At 63.7% G+C, this 21,333-nt stretch carries 19 protein-coding genes; 17 read left to right on the forward strand and 2 right to left on the reverse strand.

The features are described from left to right. Window positions 1-10 precede the first annotated feature (10 nt). Window positions 11-1,417, forward strand: a complete 1,407-nt coding sequence (locus tag AC5I5I_RS11815) for an aldehyde dehydrogenase family protein (protein WP_495973166.1) — start codon at window positions 11-13, stop codon at window positions 1,415-1,417. Window positions 1,418-1,629: 212 nt separating this feature from the next. Here AC5I5I_RS11815 and AC5I5I_RS11820 read toward each other — a convergent pair whose 3' ends face one another. Next, a complete protein-coding gene (locus AC5I5I_RS11820) occupies window positions 1,630-2,004 on the reverse strand; it encodes a 4a-hydroxytetrahydrobiopterin dehydratase (protein ID WP_495764896.1) in 375 nt (124 codons plus the stop codon). A 95-nt stretch (window positions 2,005-2,099) separates the two neighbouring features. Between AC5I5I_RS11820 and AC5I5I_RS11825 the strand changes: the two genes are divergently transcribed. From AC5I5I_RS11825 to AC5I5I_RS11840, 4 genes are all read left to right on the forward strand, one after another. Further along, entirely contained in the window at window positions 2,100-3,305 is a 1,206-nt protein-coding gene (locus AC5I5I_RS11825; RefSeq protein ID WP_495973168.1) for a site-2 protease family protein, read from the forward strand. A gap of 83 nt (window positions 3,306-3,388) precedes the next feature. Then, the gene (locus AC5I5I_RS11830; RefSeq protein WP_495973170.1) at window positions 3,389-4,882 is read left to right on the forward strand and encodes a TAXI family TRAP transporter solute-binding subunit; all 1,494 of its coding nucleotides are present in this window, start codon (window positions 3,389-3,391) and stop codon (window positions 4,880-4,882) included. A 727-nt stretch (window positions 4,883-5,609) separates the two neighbouring features. Beyond that, complete coding sequence (typA, locus tag AC5I5I_RS11835; RefSeq protein ID WP_495973172.1) at window positions 5,610-7,436, forward strand: translational GTPase TypA; 1,827 nt, start codon at window positions 5,610-5,612, stop codon at window positions 7,434-7,436. Between the two features lie 192 nt (window positions 7,437-7,628). After that, window positions 7,629-8,138, forward strand: coding sequence for a GNAT family N-acetyltransferase (locus AC5I5I_RS11840; RefSeq protein ID WP_495973174.1), 510 nt, complete (start codon window positions 7,629-7,631; stop codon window positions 8,136-8,138). A 61-nt stretch (window positions 8,139-8,199) separates the two neighbouring features. Here the strand turns inward: AC5I5I_RS11840 and AC5I5I_RS11845 are convergent, their stop codons facing one another. Next, window positions 8,200-9,198, reverse strand: a complete 999-nt coding sequence (locus AC5I5I_RS11845) for an adenosine kinase (protein ID WP_495973176.1) — start codon at window positions 9,196-9,198, stop codon at window positions 8,200-8,202. 198 nt (window positions 9,199-9,396) lie between these two features. On the opposite strand from AC5I5I_RS11845, the gene murJ reads away from it, so the two are divergent. From murJ to lnt, 12 genes are all read left to right on the forward strand, one after another. After that, window positions 9,397-10,950, forward strand: a complete 1,554-nt coding sequence (gene murJ, locus AC5I5I_RS11850) for a murein biosynthesis integral membrane protein MurJ (protein ID WP_495973178.1) — start codon at window positions 9,397-9,399, stop codon at window positions 10,948-10,950. A gap of 119 nt (window positions 10,951-11,069) precedes the next feature. Then, window positions 11,070-12,104 (forward strand): tryptophan--tRNA ligase, encoded by a 1,035-nt coding sequence (trpS, locus tag AC5I5I_RS11855; protein ID WP_495973180.1) that lies wholly within the window; start codon window positions 11,070-11,072, stop codon window positions 12,102-12,104. Between the two features lie 87 nt (window positions 12,105-12,191). Next, window positions 12,192-12,686, forward strand: coding sequence for a universal stress protein (locus AC5I5I_RS11860; RefSeq protein ID WP_495973182.1), 495 nt, complete (start codon window positions 12,192-12,194; stop codon window positions 12,684-12,686). Between the two features lie 105 nt (window positions 12,687-12,791). Further along, window positions 12,792-13,349 (forward strand): NifU family protein, encoded by a 558-nt coding sequence (locus tag AC5I5I_RS11865; protein WP_495973184.1) that lies wholly within the window; start codon window positions 12,792-12,794, stop codon window positions 13,347-13,349. A gap of 82 nt (window positions 13,350-13,431) precedes the next feature. Beyond that, the gene (tsaB, locus tag AC5I5I_RS11870; RefSeq protein WP_495973186.1) at window positions 13,432-14,112 is read left to right on the forward strand and encodes a tRNA (adenosine(37)-N6)-threonylcarbamoyltransferase complex dimerization subunit type 1 TsaB; all 681 of its coding nucleotides are present in this window, start codon (window positions 13,432-13,434) and stop codon (window positions 14,110-14,112) included. Next, the gene (gene rimI / locus AC5I5I_RS11875; RefSeq protein WP_495973188.1) at window positions 14,112-14,597 is read left to right on the forward strand and encodes a ribosomal protein S18-alanine N-acetyltransferase; all 486 of its coding nucleotides are present in this window, start codon (window positions 14,112-14,114) and stop codon (window positions 14,595-14,597) included. Before tsaB ends, rimI begins: the two co-directional genes overlap by 1 nt. A 129-nt stretch (window positions 14,598-14,726) precedes the next feature. Further along, entirely contained in the window at window positions 14,727-15,110 is a 384-nt protein-coding gene (locus tag AC5I5I_RS11880) for a Fur family transcriptional regulator (protein ID WP_495973878.1), read from the forward strand. A gap of 220 nt (window positions 15,111-15,330) precedes the next feature. Beyond that, window positions 15,331-16,731: a tRNA (N6-isopentenyl adenosine(37)-C2)-methylthiotransferase MiaB gene (gene miaB / locus AC5I5I_RS11885; protein WP_495973190.1), complete on the forward strand. Its 1,401-nt coding sequence runs from the start codon at window positions 15,331-15,333 to the stop codon at window positions 16,729-16,731. Between the two features lie 77 nt (window positions 16,732-16,808). Continuing rightward, window positions 16,809-17,780, forward strand: coding sequence for a PhoH family protein (locus tag AC5I5I_RS11890; protein WP_495973880.1), 972 nt, complete (start codon window positions 16,809-16,811; stop codon window positions 17,778-17,780). After that, the gene (ybeY, locus tag AC5I5I_RS11895) at window positions 17,777-18,286 is read left to right on the forward strand and encodes an rRNA maturation RNase YbeY (RefSeq protein WP_495973192.1); all 510 of its coding nucleotides are present in this window, start codon (window positions 17,777-17,779) and stop codon (window positions 18,284-18,286) included. Before AC5I5I_RS11890 ends, ybeY begins: the two co-directional genes overlap by 4 nt. A gap of 12 nt (window positions 18,287-18,298) precedes the next feature. Continuing rightward, complete coding sequence (locus AC5I5I_RS11900; RefSeq protein WP_495973194.1) at window positions 18,299-19,477, forward strand: transporter associated domain-containing protein; 1,179 nt, start codon at window positions 18,299-18,301, stop codon at window positions 19,475-19,477. Further along, window positions 19,474-21,069, forward strand: coding sequence for an apolipoprotein N-acyltransferase (gene lnt, locus AC5I5I_RS11905; RefSeq protein ID WP_495973196.1), 1,596 nt, complete (start codon window positions 19,474-19,476; stop codon window positions 21,067-21,069). Before AC5I5I_RS11900 ends, lnt begins: the two co-directional genes overlap by 4 nt. The last annotated feature ends 264 nt before the right edge of the window (window positions 21,070-21,333 follow it).

Here is a 21,333-nt window from a genome sequence, read left to right on the forward strand (position 1 = left end):
GAACGACCACGTGCAGGAAACGTACAATCTCACCATCGGCGGCAAGTCCGTCCCCACAAGGGATCACTTCGAGGTCCGCAATCCCTCGACCGGCGAAGTCGTCGGCCTTGCGCCGAAGGCGACATCCGAACAGCTCGACCAGGCCGTCGACGCCGCGCAGACCGCTTTCGCGTCGTGGTCGAAGACCTCGCAGGACGAGCGCAAGAAGCTATGCCACGCGGTGGCGCAGAAGCTCGCCGATCATTCGGAAGAAATCGCGCGCCTGATCACGCTCGAACAGGGCAAGCCACTGAATGGGCTCGGCTCGCGCTTCGAGATGGGCGGCGCCGGCGCCTGGGCGCATTACACCGCCGATCTCGATATCCCGGTGAAGGTGATCCAGGACAACAACGAGGGCCGCATCGAATTGCATCGCCGCCCGATCGGCGTCGTCGGCTCGATCACGCCGTGGAACTGGCCGGTGCTGATCGCGATCTGGCACATCATCCCGGCGATCCGCGCCGGCAATACGGTGGTGAACAAGCCCTCGCCGTTTACGCCGCTGTCAACGCTGCGCCTGATCGAGCTGATGAACGAGGTACTGCCAGCGGGCGTCGTCAACGGCATCGCCGGCGAGGACACCATCGGCGCTGCGATGTCGTCGCATGACGGCATCGGCAAGATCGTGTTCACCGGCTCGGCTTCGACCGGCAAGAAGGTGATGTCGAGTGCGGCGAATACGCTGAAGCGTCTCACCCTCGAACTCGGCGGCAACGATGCCGGCATCGTGCTGCCGGATGTCGATCCGAAACAGATCGCGCCGGGTCTGTTCTGGGGCGGCTTCATCAATAACGGCCAGACCTGCGCCGCGCTGAAGCGGCTCTATGTGCATGACGACGTCTATGACGAGGTCTGCAAGGAGCTGGTGGCGTTCGCGAAGTCGATCCCGATGGGCGACGGCCTGAAGGACGATTCCCAGCTCGGCCCGGTGCAGAACCGCATGCAATACGACAAGGTCGCGCGCCTGGTCGAAGCGGCGAAGAAGGCCGGCGGCGAGGTGCTGATGGGCGGCGAGCCGCAAGAGGGCAGCCTGTTCTATCCGGTCACGCTGATCGGCGGCCTCGATAACGGCAATCCGCTGGTCGACGAGGAGCAGTTCGGTCCGGCGTTGCCTATCATCCGCTATTCCGACGTGAATGAAGCGATCGTGCGCGCCAACGACAATCCGAACGGCCTCGGCGGTTCGGTGTGGTCGAAGAATATCGACAAGGCCCGCGAACTCGGCGCGCAGCTTCAATGCGGCACGGTGTGGATCAACAAGCACGGCGCGATCCAGCCGAACGCACCCTTCGGCGGCGTCAAGGGCTCCGGCATCGGCGTCGAATTCGGCGAGGAAGGCCTGTTCGAGAACACCAACGTGCAGGTGATGTATAGCTGACCTTTCCTTCCCTCTCCCCGCTTGCGGGGAGAGGGTGGCGAGCATCGAAGATGCGAGCCGGGTGAGGGGGAGTCTCGGCAGCGCGCGGAGTGTGGAAACTCCCCCTCACCCGACCTTATTCGCTCCGCGCGCAGTCAAGCTTGCGCAGACTGCGTAAACTTGTCTGCGACGGTCGACCTCTCCCCGCAAGCGGGGAGAGGAAAGAAAAAAAACTACCCCGCCAGCTTGTCCATCGCCTGCGCCAGCGCGATATCCTTGTCAGTCAGCCCGCCGGCGTCGTGCGTCGACAGAGTCACCTCCACCGTCTTGTAGACATTGAACCATTCCGGATGATGATCGTGCTTTTCCGCGATCAGCGCCGCGCGCGTCATGAAGCCGAAGGCTTCGTTGAAATCCTTGAACACGAATTTGCGGAAGATCGCGTCGCGCTCCATCAGCTCGGTCCACCCGGGGATTTTGGCGAGCGCGGCCTTGCGGGCGTCGCCGGTGAGTTTGTCAGTCATTTTCCGCACTCCTGCCTGAACCGTTCGTCCCCGCGAAAGCGGCGACCCAGCGCATAAATGCTGGATGCCCGCCTTCGCGGGCATGAGCGGAGAAACCAACACCCTTCTAAAGGGCCCGGTTCGATATTAGCTTCCTTCGTGACCGCATCGAAGCTTTGCGGGGGCGCGCGAGGGCATTCATGGGCTGGTCCATCACCATCGGATCGATTGCGGGTACGGCGGTCCGCATCCACATCACGTTCCTGCTGTTCCTGGTCTGGATATTCGGCGCCTCGTATGCCTCGGGCGGCTCCAGCGCCGCATGGACCAGCGTGATCTTCATCCTGCTCGTGTTTCTCTGCGTGCTGGCCCATGAATTCGGCCATATCTTCACGGCGCGCATCTTCGGCGTGGTGACGCCGGACGTGGTGCTGCTGCCGATCGGCGGCGTCGCGCGGCTGGAGCGCATTCCGGAAAAGCCCTCCGAGGAATTCCTGATCGCCATTGCCGGCCCGCTGGTGAATGTCGTGATCGCCGGCCTCCTGCTCACCATCGGCGGTGCCGATGTCTCCTCCAATGCCGCGGTCGCAGCCCTCGACAACACCACGGTGCCGATGGTCGACAAGCTCGCCGCGGTGAACCTGTTCCTCGCCATCTTCAATCTGATCCCGGCCTTCCCGATGGATGGTGGACGCGTCCTGCGTGCCGCATTGAGCGCCCGGCTCGGCTTCGTGCGCGCAACCGAAATCGCCGCCACCATCGGCCAGGGCGCCGCGTTCCTGCTCGGCTTCATCGGCCTGTTCTACAATCCGATCCTGATCTTCATCGCGATCTTCGTCTATCTCGCGGCCTCCTCGGAAGCGCATATGGTGGCGCTGCGCGCGGTGTCGCGCGGCGTGCCGGTGGTGTCGGCGACGATGACCAAGATCGCCACCCTGAAGCCCGACGCGCCGATCGAGGACGCGGTGCAGGTGCTGCTGCAAACGAGCCAGAGCGAATTCCCTGTGGTGGATTTCGAGTCAAAGCCGATCGGCCTGCTGGCGCGCAACGACATCATCCGCGCCTTGAAGGAGCTTGGCCCGGACGCGCGCGTGAGCGAAGCCATGACCACCGACATCCTCACCATCGACCGCCGCCGTCCGCTTGATGAGGCAGTGAAGCTGCTGCAGGAACGCTCGGCGCCCGCCGTCGCCGTCATCGAACCGGACGGGCGTCTGGTCGGCCTGATCACCACCGAAACCATCGGCGAATTGATGATGGTCAGCCAGGCGATGCCGGAAGGCTTCCGGCTCGGCGGCCGGCGTGGACCGGGCGGCGGACCGACCGGGCCTACCGGACCAAAAACCGGTCCGTGGAGCCGCCCGGCGGGCGCTGCGCCCGGCCCAGGCGCGTCGCCGCCGGTCTGACCAAGTTTTCGGAAGCATGATAAAGTCACAATTGATCCGGTATTGAAGTTCCATCCGGTAATCGAAGGGCCACGCGCCCGCCCATGAACGTTGCCAATCGCAGCATCTCCCCGGCCCAGCCCACGCTGGAGCCCCTCTCCGTGGGTGAGCGGTTGCGGCGCATGCTCCGCCATCCGTTGCTGATCGCAATCGGACTGATCCTGGCGGTGACCGGTATCGCCGTCGTCGTCTCGTATATCCAGTCGAAGCCGGTCACGCTGAAGATCGCGGTCGGTCCGCGTCAGAGCGACGATGCCCGGCTGGTTCAAATGCTCGCGCAATATCTGGCACGCGAACGCGCGCAGGTCCGCCTGAACGTGCGCTGGCAGGACGGTCCTCAGAACAGTGCCGAAGCGCTTGATACCGGGGCCGCCGACCTTGCTGTGGTCCGCCGCGACGTGGCCATGCCGAAGTCCGGCCAGGTGATCGCCGTTCATCGCCACAACGTCGCGGTGCTGATCGTACCCGCGCCGGAAACTGCTGCCGCATCCGCGGAGGCCAAAGCCGCGCCCGGCAAGAGCGCTGCCAAGCAAACCGCCAGCACCGCCAAGGCGGCCAAGGCCGCCAAAGCGAAGACGCAGAAACCGGCCGAGGAGCCGGTCAAAGCAAAGCCGATCGAGAAGATCGAGGACCTCTACGGCAAGACCATCGCCGTGGTCGGGCGCTCGCGCGCCAATATCGCGCTGCTCAACACCATCCTCGGGCAATACGGCGTGCCGGCCGACAAGATCACCACGGTGCAATTCAGCACCGAGGATCTCACCACGCAATTGAAGGCGGCGAAGTTCGACGCGCTGCTGGCGGTCGGGCCGGTTGGCAGCAAGATTACCGCAGAAGCCGTCACCGCCCTCACCCGTGGCAAGGAGCCGCCGGTATTTCTCGAAATCGGCTCGTCCGAGGCCATCGAGCAGCAGAACCCGGTCTATGAAGCGACCGAAATTCCGGCCGGCGCGTTCGGCGGTTCACGTCCGGCGGAAGCGGTCGAGACCATCGGCGTGTCGCATTACATCGTCGCCCGCCGCTCGCTGGACGATCAGGTCGCCGGAAACTTCACCAAGTGGCTGTTCAACGCCAAGCAGGCCCAGGGCGCCGATTTCCCCGCCTTCACCAAGCTGGAAAGCCCCGACACCGACAAGGCGGCGACGCTCGCGGTGCATCCGGGCGCTCTCGCCTATCTCGAAGGCGAGCAAAAGGGCTTCTTCGAGCGTTACAGCGAAGCGCTGTATTGGGGTTTGATGCTGGTGTCGTTCTTCGGCTCGGGCGCGGCGTGGCTCGTCAGCTACGCCCGCAGCACGCCGTCGAAATACGAACGGCGCAACGATCTCGAAGCCCTGATCGCGGTCATCAAGCGCGCGCGGAGTGCCGCCGCCGAAGAACTCGATCTGATGTGCATCGAGATCGACGACATCGTCGAACGCGCAATCCGCCAGATCGAATCGGGCGAAATCCAGCACAACCGCTCATCCGCCGTGACGCTCGCCGCCGACCAGGCGCGCCGCGCCATTGGCGAACGCCGTGCAATGTTGATGAAGACGTAATGGCCCGCCGCGGTCGATGGTTGACACTTTAGGAATAAAAGCATATATAGCCGTCACCTCGCTCATGAGGGGCGTCAACCGGTGACGTCTGTTGATGGAGCGGGGTGCGGCGCCTGCGGGCCGTGGTTCGTCGCCACGGCACTCGGGCTGCATGGGGGCACCGCCCGGGGTCACTAGGGACCCCTGCCGGGAGCCGGCTGACGCCATGCGCAGATCAAGGCGCATGGAGGCAAAGCGCGGCCCCATGCCGAAGGAAAACGTCGCCAGTGGTGCGCCGTAAGGCGGCCGGATTCGCCAGAATCCGGCTTATCAGGAATGCCCTGCGTCTTTCGGCGCATCATTCCCCTCACATTTCTCCCCCGTCTACGGCGTGCCCGCGCCGGCCAAACAACAGGGCCGGCGAAGCCGTTGTCCTTTCCCTCCCCCCATGAGCGAAGCGAAATGGTGGGGAGGGTGGCGAGCGCAAAGCGCGAGCCGGGTGGGGGGAGAAGCACCAGCAGCGGCCAAATTCGGAAGACGATAAAGGCCCCCCACCCCGATCTCCTTCGCTTCGCTCAGTCGATCGACCCTCCCCGCCGCTTCGCGGGGGAGGGAAAAGGAAGATCGCAGAGGACGAGACCTCGGTTGCTTCCGCGGCTTTCCTGACTATATTGCGCCGCAATAAGCGGGCCCGGGAGCTTCACAAGAACCCCTCCTCCGGCCCGCGCTTTGTTTCCGGACCCAACATATGAATCTCCGCAACGTCGCGATCATCGCGCATGTCGACCATGGCAAAACCACCCTGGTCGATCGCCTGCTGCAGCAATCCGGAACCTTCCGCGAGAACCAGCGCGTTACCGAACGCGCGATGGATTCCAACGATCTGGAACGCGAGCGCGGCATCACCATTCTCGCCAAGGCGACCTCGATCCTCTGGAACGACACCCGCATCAATATCGTCGATACGCCGGGCCACGCCGATTTCGGCGGCGAGGTCGAACGCATCCTGCACATGGTCGACGGCGCCCTGGTGCTGGTCGATGCCGCCGAAGGCCCGCTGCCGCAGACCAAGTTCGTGGTCGCCAAGGCGCTCAAGCTCGGCCTGAAGCCGATCGTGGTCATCAACAAGGTCGACCGTCCAGACGCACGCGCGACCGAAGTGGCGAACGAGGTCTTCGATCTGTTCGCAGCGCTCGATGCCACCGACGAGCAACTCGACTTCCCGATCCTGTATGGTTCGGCCAAACTCGGCTGGATGGCCGACAGCCTCGAAGGCTCTCAAGAGAATGGCATGAAGCCGCTGTTCGATCTCGTGCTGCGGCATGTGCCGCCGCCGACGGTCGAGGACGGTCCGTTCCGCCTGCTCGGCACCATCCTGGAATCCAATCCTTATCTCGGACGCGTCGTCACCGGCCGCATCTTCTCCGGCTCGGTGAAGCCGAACCAGCCGGCCAAGGTGCTGGACGCGAACGGCAATGTCGTCGAGCAGGGCCGCATCTCCAAGGTGCTGGCCTTCCGCGGGCTTGAGCGCGTGGCGCTGGACGAGGCCGTTGCCGGCGACATCGTGTCGATCGCGGGACTGCCGGAAGCCACGGTGGCGCATACCATCTGCGCACCGGAGGTGATGGAGCCGCTGCCGGCGCAGCCGATCGATCCGCCGACGCTGGCGATGACGTTCCGCGTCAACGATTCCCCGCTGGCCGGCACCGAAGGCTCCAAGGTGACGAGCCGCATGATCCGCGACCGCCTGCTGCGCGAAGCCGAAGGCAATGTCGCGCTGCGAGTGTCAGAGTCCGACGACAAGGATGCGATGGAAGTCGCCGGCCGCGGCGAATTGCAGCTCGGCATCCTGATCGAGACCATGCGCCGCGAAGGCTTCGAACTGTCGGTGTCGCGGCCGAAGGTGCTGATCCGCCGCAACGAGGCGGGCGAACTCGAAGAGCCGATCGAAGAAGTCGTGATCGACGTCGATGAAGAGCATTCCGGCGTGGTCGTGCAGAAGATGTCGGAGCGCAAGGCCGACATGATCGAGATGAAGCCGTCCGGCGGCGGCCGCATCCGTCTGGTGTTCTACGCACCCACCCGCGGCCTGATCGGATATCAGGGCGAATTGCTCACCGACACCCGCGGCACCGCCATCATGAACCGGCTGTTCCACGACTATGCCGCGTTCAAGGGCGACATCGCCGGCCGCCGCAACGGCGTGCTGATCTCCAACGAACAGGGCGAGGCCGTCGCCTACGCGATGTGGAAACTGGAAGACCGCGGTCCGATGATGATCGAGCCGGGCTGGAAGGTGTATCGCGGCATGATCGTGGGCGAACATACCCGCGACAACGATCTCGAAATCAACGTGCTGAAGGGCAAGCAGCTCACCAACATCCGCACCACCTCGAAGGACGAGGCGGTACGCCTGACGCCACCGATCCGCATGACCCTGGAGCGTGCGCTCGCCTACATCCAGGACGACGAACTGGTCGAGGTCACGCCGAAGTCCATCCGGCTGCGCAAGAAGCTGCTGGATCCGAACGATCGCAAGCGGGAAGAGCGGCGCAAGGAAGCCGAGACGGTGTGACACAGGGGCTGTCCCGTGACGGGACAGCCGGGACGGGCGGGCGAAAAGACCAATAAAATCAGCGCCAATTGCAGGTCGGTCCGGGCCGGTTCTAATTTTTGACGGAACCAACCGGTGCAAAAAGTCCACACCTTTACCGATCGTTAATCATGGGGCTTGAACGGCGAGTCGGCGCTTGCTCTTATGGTGTCCATGAGCACGACCCTTATCGAGATTCGACGCGCAAAGCCTTCGGATGCAAGCGACGTGGCGGTCGCTCATGACGAAGCATGGCACGCAGCGTACCAGGGCATCATTCCCGGCACCGAACTCACAAAGCTGGTCAATCGCCGCGGCCCGGAATGGTGGCACTCCGCCATCCGCAAGGGCAGCCGCATCGCGCTGATGCAGTTCGGCGATACGATCGCCGGCTACGCCAATTACGGCCGCAACCGTGCACGCAGCCTGTATTACGACGGCGAGATCTATGAGCTTTATCTGAAGCCGGAATTCCAGGGGCTCGGCTTCGGCCGTCGCCTGTTCACTGCGGCGCGGCGCGACCTTGCGCAAAGCGGATTGAAGAGCCTGGTGATCTGGGCGCTCTCCGACAACGATCCGGCGGTGGAATTCTATCGCGCGCTGGGCGGACGCGCAGTGGCGCGCTCATCGGAGCGGTTCGGCACCAAGGTGCTGGATAAGGTCGCCTTTGCCTGGCAGTCCTGAACCGCCCGGCAATCGGAATTCAGTAACGAGGGCGCGGGACAAACCCGCGCCCTTCGTGTTTTCAGAGCAGACCGTTTTCCTGCGCCAGCGCCTTCAGCGAGACCGCGGGACGCGCGCCGATATGCTGGATCACTTCCGCCGCCGCGAGTGCAGCCAGCTTGCCGCAGGCCGCATGGTCGCGCCCAGTCGCAAGCCCGTACAGGAAGCCGGCCGCGAACAGGTCACCCGCCCCGGTGGTGTCGACGAGATTGTCGATCGGCGCCGCCGGCACCGCCAGCGTCTTGTCCTTGCTGACCACCACGCAGCCCTTCTCGCTGCGCGTGACCACTGCGAGCTTCACGTCGTTCCGGATAGCCGTGACGCCAGAATCGAAATCGGAGGTTTCATACAGGCTCTTCAGCTCCGCTTCGTTCGCGAACACGAGATCGACGGTGTTGTCGCGCATCAGCTTGAGGAACTCGTCGCGATAGCGACCCACGCAGAACGCATCGGACAGCGTTAGCGCCACCATGCGTCCGGCGTCGTGCGCGGCCTTCGATGCCTTCAGGAACGCTTCCTTGGCGTGCGGCGGGTCCCAGAGATAGCCTTCGAGATAGGTGATGGCCGCATCGCCGATCAGCTTCGGGTCGATATCGGCCGGCGACAGGTTCTGCGCCGCGCCGAGATAGGTGTTCATCGTGCGCTCGCCGTCCGGCGTCACCATGATGTAGCAGCGCGCGGTCGAGGGGCCGTCATTGGCGCGCGGCGTATCGAAGCCGACGCCGAGTGCGCCGATGTCATGGGCAAACACCTTGCCCAGCACGTCATCGCGTACCTTGCCGACAAATGCGGCCTTGCCACCGAGGCTCGCGATGCCTGCAATGGTGTTGGCCGCGGAGCCGCCGGAGCTTTCGGTTGCCGGGCCCATCGCCTCGTAGATCGCGCTGGCGCGCGCCTCGTCGATCAGGGCCATGCCCCCCTTCTGCATGTTCTGCTTGATCAGGAAATCGTCCTCGGCGCGGGCAATGACATCGACAATCGCATTGCCGATTCCAAGAACGTCGTAGCGGGGAGCAGTCATCAATGGTTCCTCTCATGGCGCTTTCGCGCGACGTGCATACCGGTTTCGTGCAGAAAATGCGTCAATGCCTCATGGCGAAGGGCGGCGCACTATAGCGATGCATCCCGGGAGGGCAAATCCAAGCGCGCGCGTGACCGCACCTCGTTTCGCCCGCTAAAGTGGGACCCGGAGGGGCTCTATCCCAAAGGCCAGGTAAGGATGTCGATCGCCCGGAACGTCGCCATCGTCGGCGCAGCGACGCTCGCCTCGCGCGTGCTCGGATTCGTCCGCGACGTGACGATCGCAGCGCTGTTCGGCGCCAGCGCGCGCGCCGACGCGTTCGTGGTCGCGTTCCAGTTTTCGAACCTGATCCGGCGGCTGCTGACCGAAGGCGCGCTGAACGCAGCCTTCGTGCCGCTCTATCTGCGCCGGCGCGACGAAGGCGGTGAGGACGCAGCGGGCGCCTTTGCCGGGAGACTGATCGGCACCGTCACGGTGGCATCGCTCGGCGTGTCACTCGTGCTCGCCTTCGCCATGCCGCTTTTGATGCTAGCGCTGGCGCCCGGCTTTGCCGATCGCCCGCAGTCGCTGAGCCTGTCGATCGAGTTGTCTCGTCTGATGCTGCCCTATCTCGTGCTGGCCGGTCCGGTCGCGGTCCTGATGGGTGTCCTCAACGCCAATCACCGCTTCCACACGGCTGCACTCGCCGCGGTGATATTCAATGTCGTCATCCTGACGGCGCTTGCCGGGATTTTCCTTGCACGCGCCGGCGACAGCGATGCCTCCGCGCGCATCGTTGCGTTCTCAATCGCCTGTGCCGGCCTGTGCCAGTTGGCCCTGGTGGCATGCGCGGTCTGGATCGGTCCTGAAAAATCGACGCCGCTGGGATTTCTTCCCCCTGGCGAAGCCAGACGCTTTGCCGCGCTCGCGATTCCGGGATTGATCGCGAGCGGCATCCCGCAACTCACCATGATCGTCGCGGTGATGGTGGCGTCGGACTGGCCGGGAGCGGTGTCCTGGCTGTACTACGCCAATCGCCTGGTCGAATTGCCACTCGGCATCGTCGGCATCGCGATCGGCACGGTCATGACGCCAGCACTCACTCACGCGATGCGCGGCGACGACGGCGAACTGGCGCCTCGCACCATTCGGCATGGCATCGAGATGGCGCTTGGGCTTGCTTTGCCGGCGGCCATTGCGCTGGCATTACTGGCATCGCCGATCGTGCGCATCCTGTTCGAGCGCGGCGCCTTCACGATACTGGACAGCAATTCGACATCGGCGATGCTCAGCGCGCTCGCAATCGGGCTGCCCGGCCATGTTCTTGTAAAGGCGCTGTCGCCGATCTTTTTCGCCCGCGAAGATACCCGCACGCCGATGATCGCCGCCGGTATCGGCTTGGTCGCGGCCCTTGCCGGCAGCATCATCTTCATGGCGATCGGCAGGCCGACCGGTATCGCGTTGTCGGTCGGGCTGTCCGGATGGCTCAGCGCCGCGATGCTGTGGCTGCTCGCGGAACGGCGCGGCATGCTCCATTTCGGTTGGGGAGAATGGCGCCGGCTGATCCTGATTTTCGCCTCGGCGCTGGTCATGGGGCTGTTCGCGCGCCTCATGGCAGAGTTCCTGAACCTGTCGCTGCTCGAAAGCCGTCTAACGCAGGTTGCTCTGCTGGGCGGCGTGATCGGTTTCAGCCTCGCGGTCTATGCCGCCTGCCTGTGGCTGTCCGGGATCGTGCGGCCGCATGAATGGCGCGCTCTGTTCCGGCGCGGCTGAAGGCCTTGCCATGCGCCGCCGCGCCGTGGCATGCACGCGCGGCTTTTCCATCGATGCGCGGTCGGACGCAGGACCGGACCGAATTTCCCGATCGCGCACGCCACCCCGCGGACACCGACATGGCTTTCAAACAACTGGTATTTTCCGGCGTGCAGCCGACCGGAAACCTGCATCTCGGCAATTATCTTGGCGCCATCGTCAAGTTCGTCGAGTTGCAGAATAATTTTGATTGCATCTATTGCGTCGTCGATCTGCATGCCATCACTACCTGGCAGGATCCGGAAGAATTGCCGCGCGCGATCCGCGAGGTCACGGCCGCGTTCATCGCCTGCGGCATCGATCCGAAAAAGCACATCGTCTTCAACCAGAGTCAAGTCGCCGAACACGCGGAGCTTGCCTGGGTGTTCAACTGCATCGCCCGCATGGGCTGGCTGAACCGCATGACCCAGTTCAAGGAAAAGGCCGGCAAGGATCGCGAGAATGTCTCGGTCGGGCTGTTCGCCTATCCGACGCTGATGGCGGCTGACATTCTGGTCTATCGCGCGACCCATGTTCCCGTCGGCGAGGACCAGAAGCAGCATCTCGAATTGTCGCGCGACATCGCGCAGAAATTCAACAACGACTATGCGGCTTCGATCGCCAAGCATGGCTTCGGCGACATGTTTTTCCCGCAGCCCGAGCCACTGATCCAGGGACCGGCAACACGTGTGATGTCGTTGCGTGATGGCTCGAAGAAAATGTCGAAGTCCGACGCCTCCGATTATTCACGCATCAACCTCACCGACGACGCCGACGCGATCGCGCAGAAGATTCGCAAGGCGAAGACCGATCCCGAGCCGCTGCCGAGCGAGGAAAAAGGGCTCGAGCCGCGCCCGGAGGCCGACAATCTTGTCGGCATCTATGCCGCACTCAATGGTACCAGCAAGGCCGACGTTCTTCGCGAATTCGGCGGCGCGCAATTTTCCGCGTTCAAGTCGTCGCTGGTCGATCTGGCGGTCACCAAACTCGGTCCGATCGGCGGCGAGATGAAGCGGCTGGTCGCCGATCCGGCCTATATCGATTCGGTTCTGGCCGACGGTTCCGATCGCGCCCGAGCGCTTGCAGCGAAGACAATGATCTCTGTCAAGGACATCGTCGGTCTTGTACGGCGCTGAATCCGTTCGCAGATTGGAAGCCGCGTTGCCCGTCCTTGTCATGCCGGCGCGCGCCGTGCCACCATCCATTGCGCGGGGGGATAGCCGATGAGCCGCCGACGCCGCTCCTACGAATCCGGCCACAAGCCGAAATATCTCGTCGTCGTGGACGATTCGCCGGAATGCGATCGCGCCATCTATTACGCGGCGCGCCGCGTCTCGCGCATCGGCGTCGACATGATCATGCTGCGCGTCATCGACATCGAGGACCGCAACCAGCAATGGCTTGGCGTCGCCGACATCATGCGCGCGGAGGCCTATGAGGAGGCCAACGAAGCGCTCGACCGCGCCGCCGGGCGCGCCAATGGCATCGCCGGGCTCACGCCGGACCGGGTCATCCGGGAAGGCTCGTGGATCGAGCAGCTTCTCAAGCTGATCGAGGAGGACGAGGATATCGCCATCCTCATCCTGGCGGCCGGAACCGCTAAAGAAGGCCCGGGCCCCTTGGTCTCGGCCATCGCGCGGACAGCCGGCGAATTTCCGATCCCGGTTGCGATCGTACCCGGCCATCTTTCCGACGAGGAACTGGACGCCCTGTCCTGACCGGAAAGGGCTTGCCCGGGCGCCGCTTGCCGGTTGACCTCGCCCGCCAAAACGCCATCTATAGCGGGAACAGGCCTGCGAACCGGCCTCCCTGGAGCGGATTCGATGTTTATTCAGACCGAAGTGACGCCGAACCCGGCAACGCTGAAATTCCTGCCCGGCCGGACTGTGCTGGACGGCACGCTGGAAATGACCAGCCGCGAGCAGGCGGCGAAGTCGCCTCTGGCGGAAAAGCTGTTCGACGTCCCGAATGTCAGCGGCGTGTTCTTCGGTTCCGATTTCATCACCGTGACCAAGAGCGACGGCGAGTGGCAACAGTTGAAGCCGCTGATCCTGGGCGCGATCATGGAGCATTACATGTCGGGCGCCCCGCTCCTGCGGGACGGCGAAGAGGCTGGCGACTCCGACGAAGCCGAGTTTTTCGACGCAGCCGACGCGGAAACAGTCAAGACCATCAAGGAACTGATCGAAACCCGCGTTCGTCCGGCGGTCGCCAACGATGGCGGCGACATCACCTTCCGTGGCTTCAAGGAAGGCGTTGTCTTCCTGTCGATGAAGGGCGCGTGCTCCGGCTGTCCGTCCTCGACCGCAACGTTGAAACATGGCATCCAGAATTTGCTGCGGCATTTCGTGCCGGACGTCACCGAAGTCCGCCCGGTCTGAGGCTTGTCTCCACGAACCCGCGGGGTTTCAGCAACCGCTCTGAGCCTGGGTCCGCTTCGCTGGGACGACTATAGTTGGCAGCATGCTCGTCCTTGCCATCGATACTGCGCTTGAAGCCTGCTCGGCCGCAATTTTCGATTCCGGTCAGCAGGCGATGCTTGCTGCCGAATCCGAAATCATGGCGCGCGGCCATGCGGAAGCATCGATGCCGCTGGTCGAGCGCATCATGCGCGAAGCGGGGCTCGACTTCTTCGCATTAGACCGCATCGCGGTGACGGTTGGGCCGGGCAGCTTCACAGGTCTGCGCGTTGGCATCGCCGCCGCCCGCGGCATCGCGCTCGCTGCTAAGAAGGAGGTCGTCGGTATCACCACGCTGGCAGCGCTTGCGGCACCATATATCGCAGCGGAACCGAAAATTCCCGTCGCAGCCGCGATCGACGGCCGTCATCGCCACGTCTATTTCGAACTCTATGGCGCGCAGGGCCGCGTGCTGCTGTCACCGCGAATCATTCCGGTCGAGGATGCGGCGCATGCAGCGGCAGGCGCGTCGGCACGGCTGGTGGGATCCGGAGCCCGGATGATGGCCGATATCTGGCCGGATCCCATGCACCTACCGCCAATCGACGAACGACGCGCTCCTGACATAAACTGGGTCGCACGTCTTGGTGCGGAAGCACTTCCGCGCGAGGCGCTGCCGAAGCCGCTCTATCTGCGTCCTCCCGACGCGCATCCGCAAACCGCATCAATTCTGTCGCGCCGCTGATGAGATGGCTGTTCGACATGTTCTCGCCGGCCCGTCCGCCGATCGTCTCCGACGCGGCGGCGCGCGACGTTGCTGCTATCGCGCAAATTCATGCGGCATCGTTTCGCCGCGGCTGGAGCGACGGCGAGATCGAAGGCATGCTGCTCGACCGCAATGTCGTGTCGCATCGGGCCACGATCGGGCGCAACGTCGCAGGCTTCGTGATGTCGCGCATGGCCGCCGACGAAGCAGAAATCCTGTCGGTCGCCGTTGCTCAGACCTATCGCGGCCGCGCGGTTGCGCGCGCGCTTCTGCGTCACCATCTCGGCCGTCTGGCGGCACTCGGCGTTCGCACGGTCTTTCTGGAAGTCGACGAAGGAAACGTTTCGGCGCTGCGGCTTTATCGCCGCGCCGGATTTGTCGAAGCCGGACGACGCAAAGGGTATTACCCGAATCCAACGGGAGAGCCCGCTACCGCGCTGGTGCTGCGACGAAATCTGATGTGACCGCAAGGGCAATGGACGGATTCCGGCGGGCTGACTACAATGCGCTAACGATCGGAGACAGACGTGGTCGGCAAGGCTTCGAACCTGACACAATTGACCAATATCGAAGCGCGCTGCGCCGAGCAGGGCATGCGCATGACCGAGCAGCGCCGCACCATCGCGCGCGTGCTGAACGATTCCGACGATCATCCGGACGTCGAGGAATTGTATCGCCGCTGTGCGAAAATCGATGACCGCATTTCGATCTCGACCGTATACCGGACCGTAAAGCTGTTCGAGGATTCCGGCATTATCGAACGGCATGACTTCCGCGAGGGCCGCGCGCGCTTCGAGCAGATTTCGGACGCGCACCACGACCATCTGATCAACCTGCGCACCGGCGAGGTGATCGAGTTCCAGTCCGAAGAGATCGAGCGGCTGCAGGCCGAGGTTGCCCGCAAACTGGGCTACAAGCTGGTCGACCACCGGCTGGAGCTCTATGCGATACCGCTGAAGGACGACAAGGCCGGCTAGCCACCGGCATCGCGCCGGGCGGCCCTTGAACCGTCTAAAATCTGGGCTATTTCCAGTCCGGCCGGCAAAATACGGCCGTCCGTAACAGCGGCGAATTCCATTTTGGCCGGTTTGGATGTAAGAGGGGACGGTTCGAGGAACCCCGGTATGCCTGTGGCATTTGCACGCAAGGATCAGGACAGTTGACGCCCCTCGCGCCGACAGCGCCCCGCAACGCGGTATGACCGGACCCCGTAAGCTCCATATCAAGTCCTATGGCTGCCAGATGAATGCCTACGACTCGCTTCGTATGGCGGACATGCTGGCCCCGGACGGGTTTGCCGAAACAGGCGACGTCGCCGACGCCGACCTTGTCGTGCTGAATACCTGTCACATTCGAGAAAAGGCCGCAGAGAAGGTCTATTCGGAGATCGGCCGCCTGCGGGTCCTGAAAGAGGAAGCGGCGAAGGCCGGGCGCCAGGTGACGATCGCAGTCGCCGGCTGTGTCGCCCAGGCGGAAGGCGCCGAGATCATGCGGCGGGCACCAGTGGTCGATCTGGTGGTCGGGCCGCAGAGCTATCACCGCCTTCCCGCGCTTCTCGAACAGGCCGCGCGCGGCGAACGTCCGGTCGAGACCGAGTTTCCGGCGGAAGACAAATTCAATTTTCTGAAAAACCCGACGCGGGAAGCGATGCGCGCGCGCGGCGTTACCGCTTTCCTCACCATCCAGGAAGGTTGCGACAAGTTCTGCACCTTCTGCGTCGTGCCGTATACGCGCGGCGCCGAGGTTTCTCGACCCGTCAGCAAGATCGTTGCGGAAGCGGAGCGTCTCGCCGATGCCGGCATCCGCGAGATCACCGTGATCGGCCAGAACGTGAACGCCTATCATGGCGAAGCGCCGGACGGTCAGACGTTCACGCTGGCGCAGTTGTTCTATCGGCTCGCGCAAATCCCCGGCATCGACCGGCTGCGATACACCACAAGCCATCCGCGGGACGTCGACGACAGCCTGATCGCCGTGCACTGCGATCTTCCCGAACTGATGCCGCAACTGCATCTGCCGGTGCAATCGGGCTCGGACCGCATTCTCGACGCGATGAACCGAAAGCACACGCGCGACGATTATCTGCGGGTCATCGAACGGCTGCGCGGCGCCCAGCCGGCACTCGCCTTTACCTCGGATTTCATCGTCGGCTTTCCCGGCGAGACCGACCGCGATTTTGCCGACACCATGGCGTTGATTGCGGAGGTCGGCTTCTCGGGAGCATTCTCGTTCAAGTATTCGCCGCGCCCCGGCACCCCCGCCGCCGAGATGGAAGGCCAGGTGCCCGAGGCCGTGATGACCGAACGGCTGCATGAATTGCAGCACCTGATCGATCGGCAGACAACAGCCTTCAACAAGGCTTGCGTCGGCCAAACGCTCGACGTGCTGTTCGAAAAAGCGGGCCGTCATCCCGGCCAGATTGCCGGTAAATCGCCCTATCTGCAGCCGGTGCAGGTGAACGCGCCGGAAGCGCTGATCGGCACGATCGCGCCGGTGCATATCCACGATACCGGCCGCTTCAGTCTGTTTGGAACGCTCGCTGCGGATCCGGCCACGCGCCCGCTTCAGCGCGCCGGCCTTGCAGCTTTGGAGGCTTGACGCCGTTGCGCAATTACAAGCCAGGTACCGGTGCTCCCGTCGTGCCAAAGCCGAGCGACGAACCCGCAATACAGACCATGCTCGCCTTCGATGACAACAAGCGCGCCTCAGCGCTGTTCGGTCAGTACGGGCAGAATCTGGCGCTGATCGAACGCAAGCTCGACGTGGTGGCTGACTCGCGTGGGAACCACGTCACCATCGAGGGAACGCGTGAAGCCTGCGACCAGGCGCGCCGGGTGCTCGAGTCGCTTTACGAGCAACTGAAGAATGGCGGCGAGATCGTCGCCGGCGATGTCGAGGGCGCGATCCGTCAGGCGGTGGCGCAAGGCTCGCTGTTCGACAACGATCCGGCGACGGCGCGTTCGAACTTCGCCGATATCTCGCTGCGCAAGCGCACGGTGCGCGCCCGCACCGCGGGGCAGGACGCCTATATCCGTGCGCTCAAGCGTCATTCGCTGGTGTTCGGTACCGGCCCTGCCGGCACCGGCAAGACCTGGCTCGCGGTTGCGCATGCGGTTTCGCTGTTCGAGCGCAAGGAGGTCGATCGCATCATCCTGTCGCGGCCGGCGGTGGAAGCCGGCGAGCGGCTCGGCTTTCTGCCCGGCGACATGCGCGAGAAGGTCGATCCGTATCTGCGACCGATCTACGATGCGCTGTTCGATCTGATGGACCGCCGCGTGGTCGAACGCGCGATGGAAGAAAACGAGATCGAGATCGCTCCGCTCGCCTTCATGCGCGGGCGCACGCTGCATAACGCCGTGATCATTCTCGACGAGGCCCAGAACACGACGTCGATGCAGATGAAGATGTTCCTCACGCGACTGGGCGAGAATAGCCGCATGATCGTCACCGGCGATCCCAGTCAGGTCGACCTGCCGCCCGGTCAGGTCTCCGGTCTGGCGGAGGCGACGCGTCTGCTCGCCGATGTCGAGGGCATCGGCCATGTCGGCTTCAAGAACGAGGACGTGATCCGTCACGAACTGGTGGCGAAGATCGTCGCCGCCTACGACCGGCTGGCTCCAGCACACAAGCCGCGCGAGTCGAAATGACGAACGCGGCCGCATCGCTTCGCCCAAGCGCACCGGTCGATATCGATCTGGTCGTGGATTGCGAGCTTTGGTCCGGCTTCGCCGCCGCGGATGCAACTGTTCGTCGCGCGATCGAGGCCGCGGCACAGGCCGTAGGCAAGCCCGGCGCGGTCGCCGTCATGTTGACCGATGATGCCGCGATCCGGGTGATGAACGCGCAATGGCGGGGGATCGACAAGCCGACCAACGTGCTGTCGTTCCCATCGGCAGCGGCGCCGGCCGCCGCAGGCCACGTGCATCTCGGCGATATCGCCATTGCCTACGAGACGGTCGCCGCTGAATCCGCTTCGGAAAACAAGGGCTTCGCCGATCATCTCGCGCATCTGGCGGTTCACGGCTATCTTCACCTTGTCGGATTCGATCACGAGACCGACGACGAGGCCGTGCGCATGGAACATCTGGAGACGCAAATCCTGTCGGGCCTCGGCATCGCCGACCCGTATGCAGACCAGACGTCCGTGGACTGACGGAACAGAGCCATGCCCGAAACCGAGCAACGGCCGAGCCCAACGGCCGAACCCCAGAGTACCACCGGCCTTCCGGCCACACTCGACGCAGCCAAGACGCGCGACCAGAGCGAAGGCGCGTTCACACGCTGGATGCGCACGATCTTCGGATGGCGATCCGGTTCGACGCGCGCCGATCTGAAGGAATTCCTGGAGGGAAGCGTTCCGAGCGAGCTTGGCTTCTCGCCGGAAGAAGGCACGATGCTCAAGAATATTCTTGGGCTGCGCGAGCGGCGCATCGACGACGTGATGGTCCCGCGCGCGCATATCGTCGCGATCCAGCAGGACATCGCGCTTGGCGAACTGGTGAAGGTGTTCGAGAAAGCGGGGCATTCGCGGCTGGTCGCCTATGACGACACGCTCGACGATCCGGTCGGCATGGTCCACATCCGCGACCTGATCGCCTTCATGACCGCGCGCGCCTCGATTGCGCCCAAGCCGAAACCGCGCCGCAGGAAGAAGGCCGCCGCGACGACGGAGACCCCGCCGCCGGAGGAAGCCGTCGAAAAGCGCGCAGACAAGATCACCGACGGCATGCTTGACCTCAGCGCCATCGATCTGACGATGCCGCTCTCAAAGACCAAGATTATCCGGACCATGCTGTTCGTCCCGCCTTCGATGCCGGCGATCGACCTGCTGGCGAAGATGCAGGCCACTCGCATTCACCTTGCCCTGGTGGTCGACGAATATGGCGGCACCGACGGCATCGTTTCGATCGAGGATCTGGTCGAACTGATCGTCGGCGATATCGAAGATGAGCACGACGACGAGGAAGCACCCGGCATCTCGCGGCAAGCCGATGGCTCGTTCGTCGCGGATGCGCGCGCCAGCCTGGAAGATGTGATCGAAGCGGTCGGGAAAGGCTTCGACGTCGGCGAAGCATTGAACGAGGTCGATACGCTGGCCGGCTATCTGGTCTCGCAGGTCGGCCGCGTTCCGGTCCGCGGGGAGTTGGTACCGGGTCCGAGCGGCTTCGAATTCGAGGTGCTGGATGCCGACCCGCGCCGGGTGAAGAAGGTCCGCATTCACAGCGGCAAGAGCAGGTCCAGCGACCGGCCGCGCGAATTGCCGGCGCCTGCTCCGATGAAGCCGGTGTCGCCGGCGAGCACGTCGCAGGACAACGGTCCCGTCAAGGGTCCGCGGCAGCCGTGAGCATAAGGGCCGTTGCCAACGCCGTCATACTGTTCTGGGGCTGGCGCCGTGCGGCCATTGCATTCGCCGCGGGCGCGCTGTCGGTGCTTGCACTCGCCCCCTTCGATTTGTGGCCGGTCCTGTTTCTGACCTTTCCGGTCCTGGTCTGGTTGATTGACGGATCGGCGGCAGGCCGTCTCGACGGAGTCCCGGCAGCCGCGATTGCCGGCTGGTTTTTTGGCTTTGGGTATTTCCTCGCCGGCCTGTATTGGGTGGGTCACGCCTTCCTGGTCGACGCAAAGACGTTCGGGTGGCTGCTGCCATTTGCGGTAACGGCGTTACCGGCGGGCCTGGCGCTGTTCACTGCCGCCGGCTTCGCCTTCGCTCGCCTGATCTGGCCGCGCGGCGCCATGCGGGTCATCGCGCTTGCGGTTGCGCTGACAGCCGCCGAATGGCTGCGGGGGCACATGCTCAGCGGCTTCCCCTGGAATAGCTATGGCTACGCGCTGACCGGACCGCTCGTGCTCGCGCAGAGCGCATCGATCTTCGGGTTGTGGGGCCTGACCTTTCTTGCGGTCGCAATCTTTGCCAGTCCCGCGACACTCGCCGACGAGCAATTCGACGCGCGCACCCGTGCCGCACCTCTCATGATCGGTGTCCTGACACTCGCGGCAATGGCCGGCTTCGGCGCATGGCGGCTAACGCAGAATCCGACGCGCCTTGTCGACAAGGTGCAGCTGCGGATCATGCAACCAAATTTGGCGCAAGACGAAAAATTCAACTATGCGGCGCGCCAGAGGATCATGAAGCATTATCTGTCGCTCTCCGACCGCGCGACCGGACCCGAGAATTCCGGACTGCGCGACGTCACCCATCTGATCTGGCCGGAGTCGGCGTTCCCGTTCTTTCTGACCCGCGAAGGCGATGCGATGGCGCAGATCGCCGAATTGTTGCCTCAGGGAACGGTCCTGATCACCGGCGCCGCGCGGGCGGCGGACCCTGCGCCCGGCAGGCCGGTGCGCGCATACAACTCGGTCTATGTCATCGATCACGACGGCACCGTGCTGTCGGTCTATGACAAGGTTCATCTGGTGCCGTTCGGCGAGTATCTTCCGTTTCAGACCGCGCTCGAGAAGCTCGGCTTGATGCAGCTTACCAAACTACCGGGCGGGTTTCTGTCCGGTGACCGGAACCGCAGTTACCTTGTGCCCGGCGCTCCACGCATGTTGCCGCTCGTTTGCTATGAAATCATCTTCCCCGGAGCGGTTGTCCCGTCCGGAGAGCGGCCGGGCTGGCTCCTGAACGTGACCAACGATGCATGGTTCGGGATCAGCTCCGGTCCCTATCAGCACTTTCAGCAGTCTCGCGTCCGCGCCATCGAGGAAGGTCTGCCTCTGGTTCGCGCGGCGAATAACGGAATCTCCGCTGTCGTCGATCCTTACGGACGGATCGTCAGGCAGCTTCCACTCGGCGTCGAAGGCGTTCTCGATTCGCCTCTGCCAGCGGCGGCAGCCCGCACGATGTATGCAAGATTCGGCGATACGATCAGCGGGCTGATGGTCGCTATGTTTCTGCTCATAGTGATGCGTTATCGGTCAAAACGAACACGCTAGACCACTTCCAAAATGTGGTTCGCGAATTGCTTGCTAATCGCAATATTTGCCGATGCGGGGCAAATTGAGAGCGCGGTCCCAATTTGCCCCCTTGCCAATTGAATTCGATCGGGCAAAATTTGTTTGGAGCGGCACACTTGTGTCAGTATCAAAATTCGCCCTCGACGATCGTGTCGCAAAATCGTTGACCACGTGGCGGGAACATGCGCAAACCTCCCTGCGGCCTCTGAGCACCAGGAGATGTTGTGCGTCACGTTGCGGAGA

It is taken from the genome of Pseudorhodoplanes sp., assembly GCF_059499825.1.

Excerpts from the sequence above, each read along its gene's own strand:
- AC5I5I_RS11820 (WP_495764896.1), bottom strand. The coding sequence starts at position 2,004 with ATGCCCGCGAAGGCGGGCATCCAGCATTTATGCGCTGGGTCGCCGCTT.
- AC5I5I_RS11825 (WP_495973168.1), top strand. The coding sequence starts at position 2,100 with ATGGGCTGGTCCATCACCATCGGATCGATTGCGGGTACGGCGGTCCGC.
- AC5I5I_RS11830 (WP_495973170.1), top strand. The coding sequence starts at position 3,389 with ATGAACGTTGCCAATCGCAGCATCTCCCCGGCCCAGCCCACGCTGGAG.
- typA (WP_495973172.1), top strand. The coding sequence starts at position 5,610 with ATGAATCTCCGCAACGTCGCGATCATCGCGCATGTCGACCATGGCAAA.
- AC5I5I_RS11840 (WP_495973174.1), top strand. The coding sequence starts at position 7,629 with ATGAGCACGACCCTTATCGAGATTCGACGCGCAAAGCCTTCGGATGCA.
- AC5I5I_RS11845 (WP_495973176.1), bottom strand. The coding sequence starts at position 9,198 with ATGACTGCTCCCCGCTACGACGTTCTTGGAATCGGCAATGCGATTGTC.
- murJ (WP_495973178.1), top strand. The coding sequence starts at position 9,397 with ATGTCGATCGCCCGGAACGTCGCCATCGTCGGCGCAGCGACGCTCGCC.
- trpS (WP_495973180.1), top strand. The coding sequence starts at position 11,070 with ATGGCTTTCAAACAACTGGTATTTTCCGGCGTGCAGCCGACCGGAAAC.
- AC5I5I_RS11860 (WP_495973182.1), top strand. The coding sequence starts at position 12,192 with ATGAGCCGCCGACGCCGCTCCTACGAATCCGGCCACAAGCCGAAATAT.
- AC5I5I_RS11865 (WP_495973184.1), top strand. The coding sequence starts at position 12,792 with ATGTTTATTCAGACCGAAGTGACGCCGAACCCGGCAACGCTGAAATTC.
- tsaB (WP_495973186.1), top strand. The coding sequence starts at position 13,432 with ATGCTCGTCCTTGCCATCGATACTGCGCTTGAAGCCTGCTCGGCCGCA.
- rimI (WP_495973188.1), top strand. The coding sequence starts at position 14,112 with ATGAGATGGCTGTTCGACATGTTCTCGCCGGCCCGTCCGCCGATCGTC.
- AC5I5I_RS11880 (WP_495973878.1), top strand. The coding sequence starts at position 14,727 with ATGCGCATGACCGAGCAGCGCCGCACCATCGCGCGCGTGCTGAACGAT.
- miaB (WP_495973190.1), top strand. The coding sequence starts at position 15,331 with ATGACCGGACCCCGTAAGCTCCATATCAAGTCCTATGGCTGCCAGATG.
- AC5I5I_RS11890 (WP_495973880.1), top strand. The coding sequence starts at position 16,809 with ATGCTCGCCTTCGATGACAACAAGCGCGCCTCAGCGCTGTTCGGTCAG.
- ybeY (WP_495973192.1), top strand. The coding sequence starts at position 17,777 with ATGACGAACGCGGCCGCATCGCTTCGCCCAAGCGCACCGGTCGATATC.
- AC5I5I_RS11900 (WP_495973194.1), top strand. The coding sequence starts at position 18,299 with ATGCCCGAAACCGAGCAACGGCCGAGCCCAACGGCCGAACCCCAGAGT.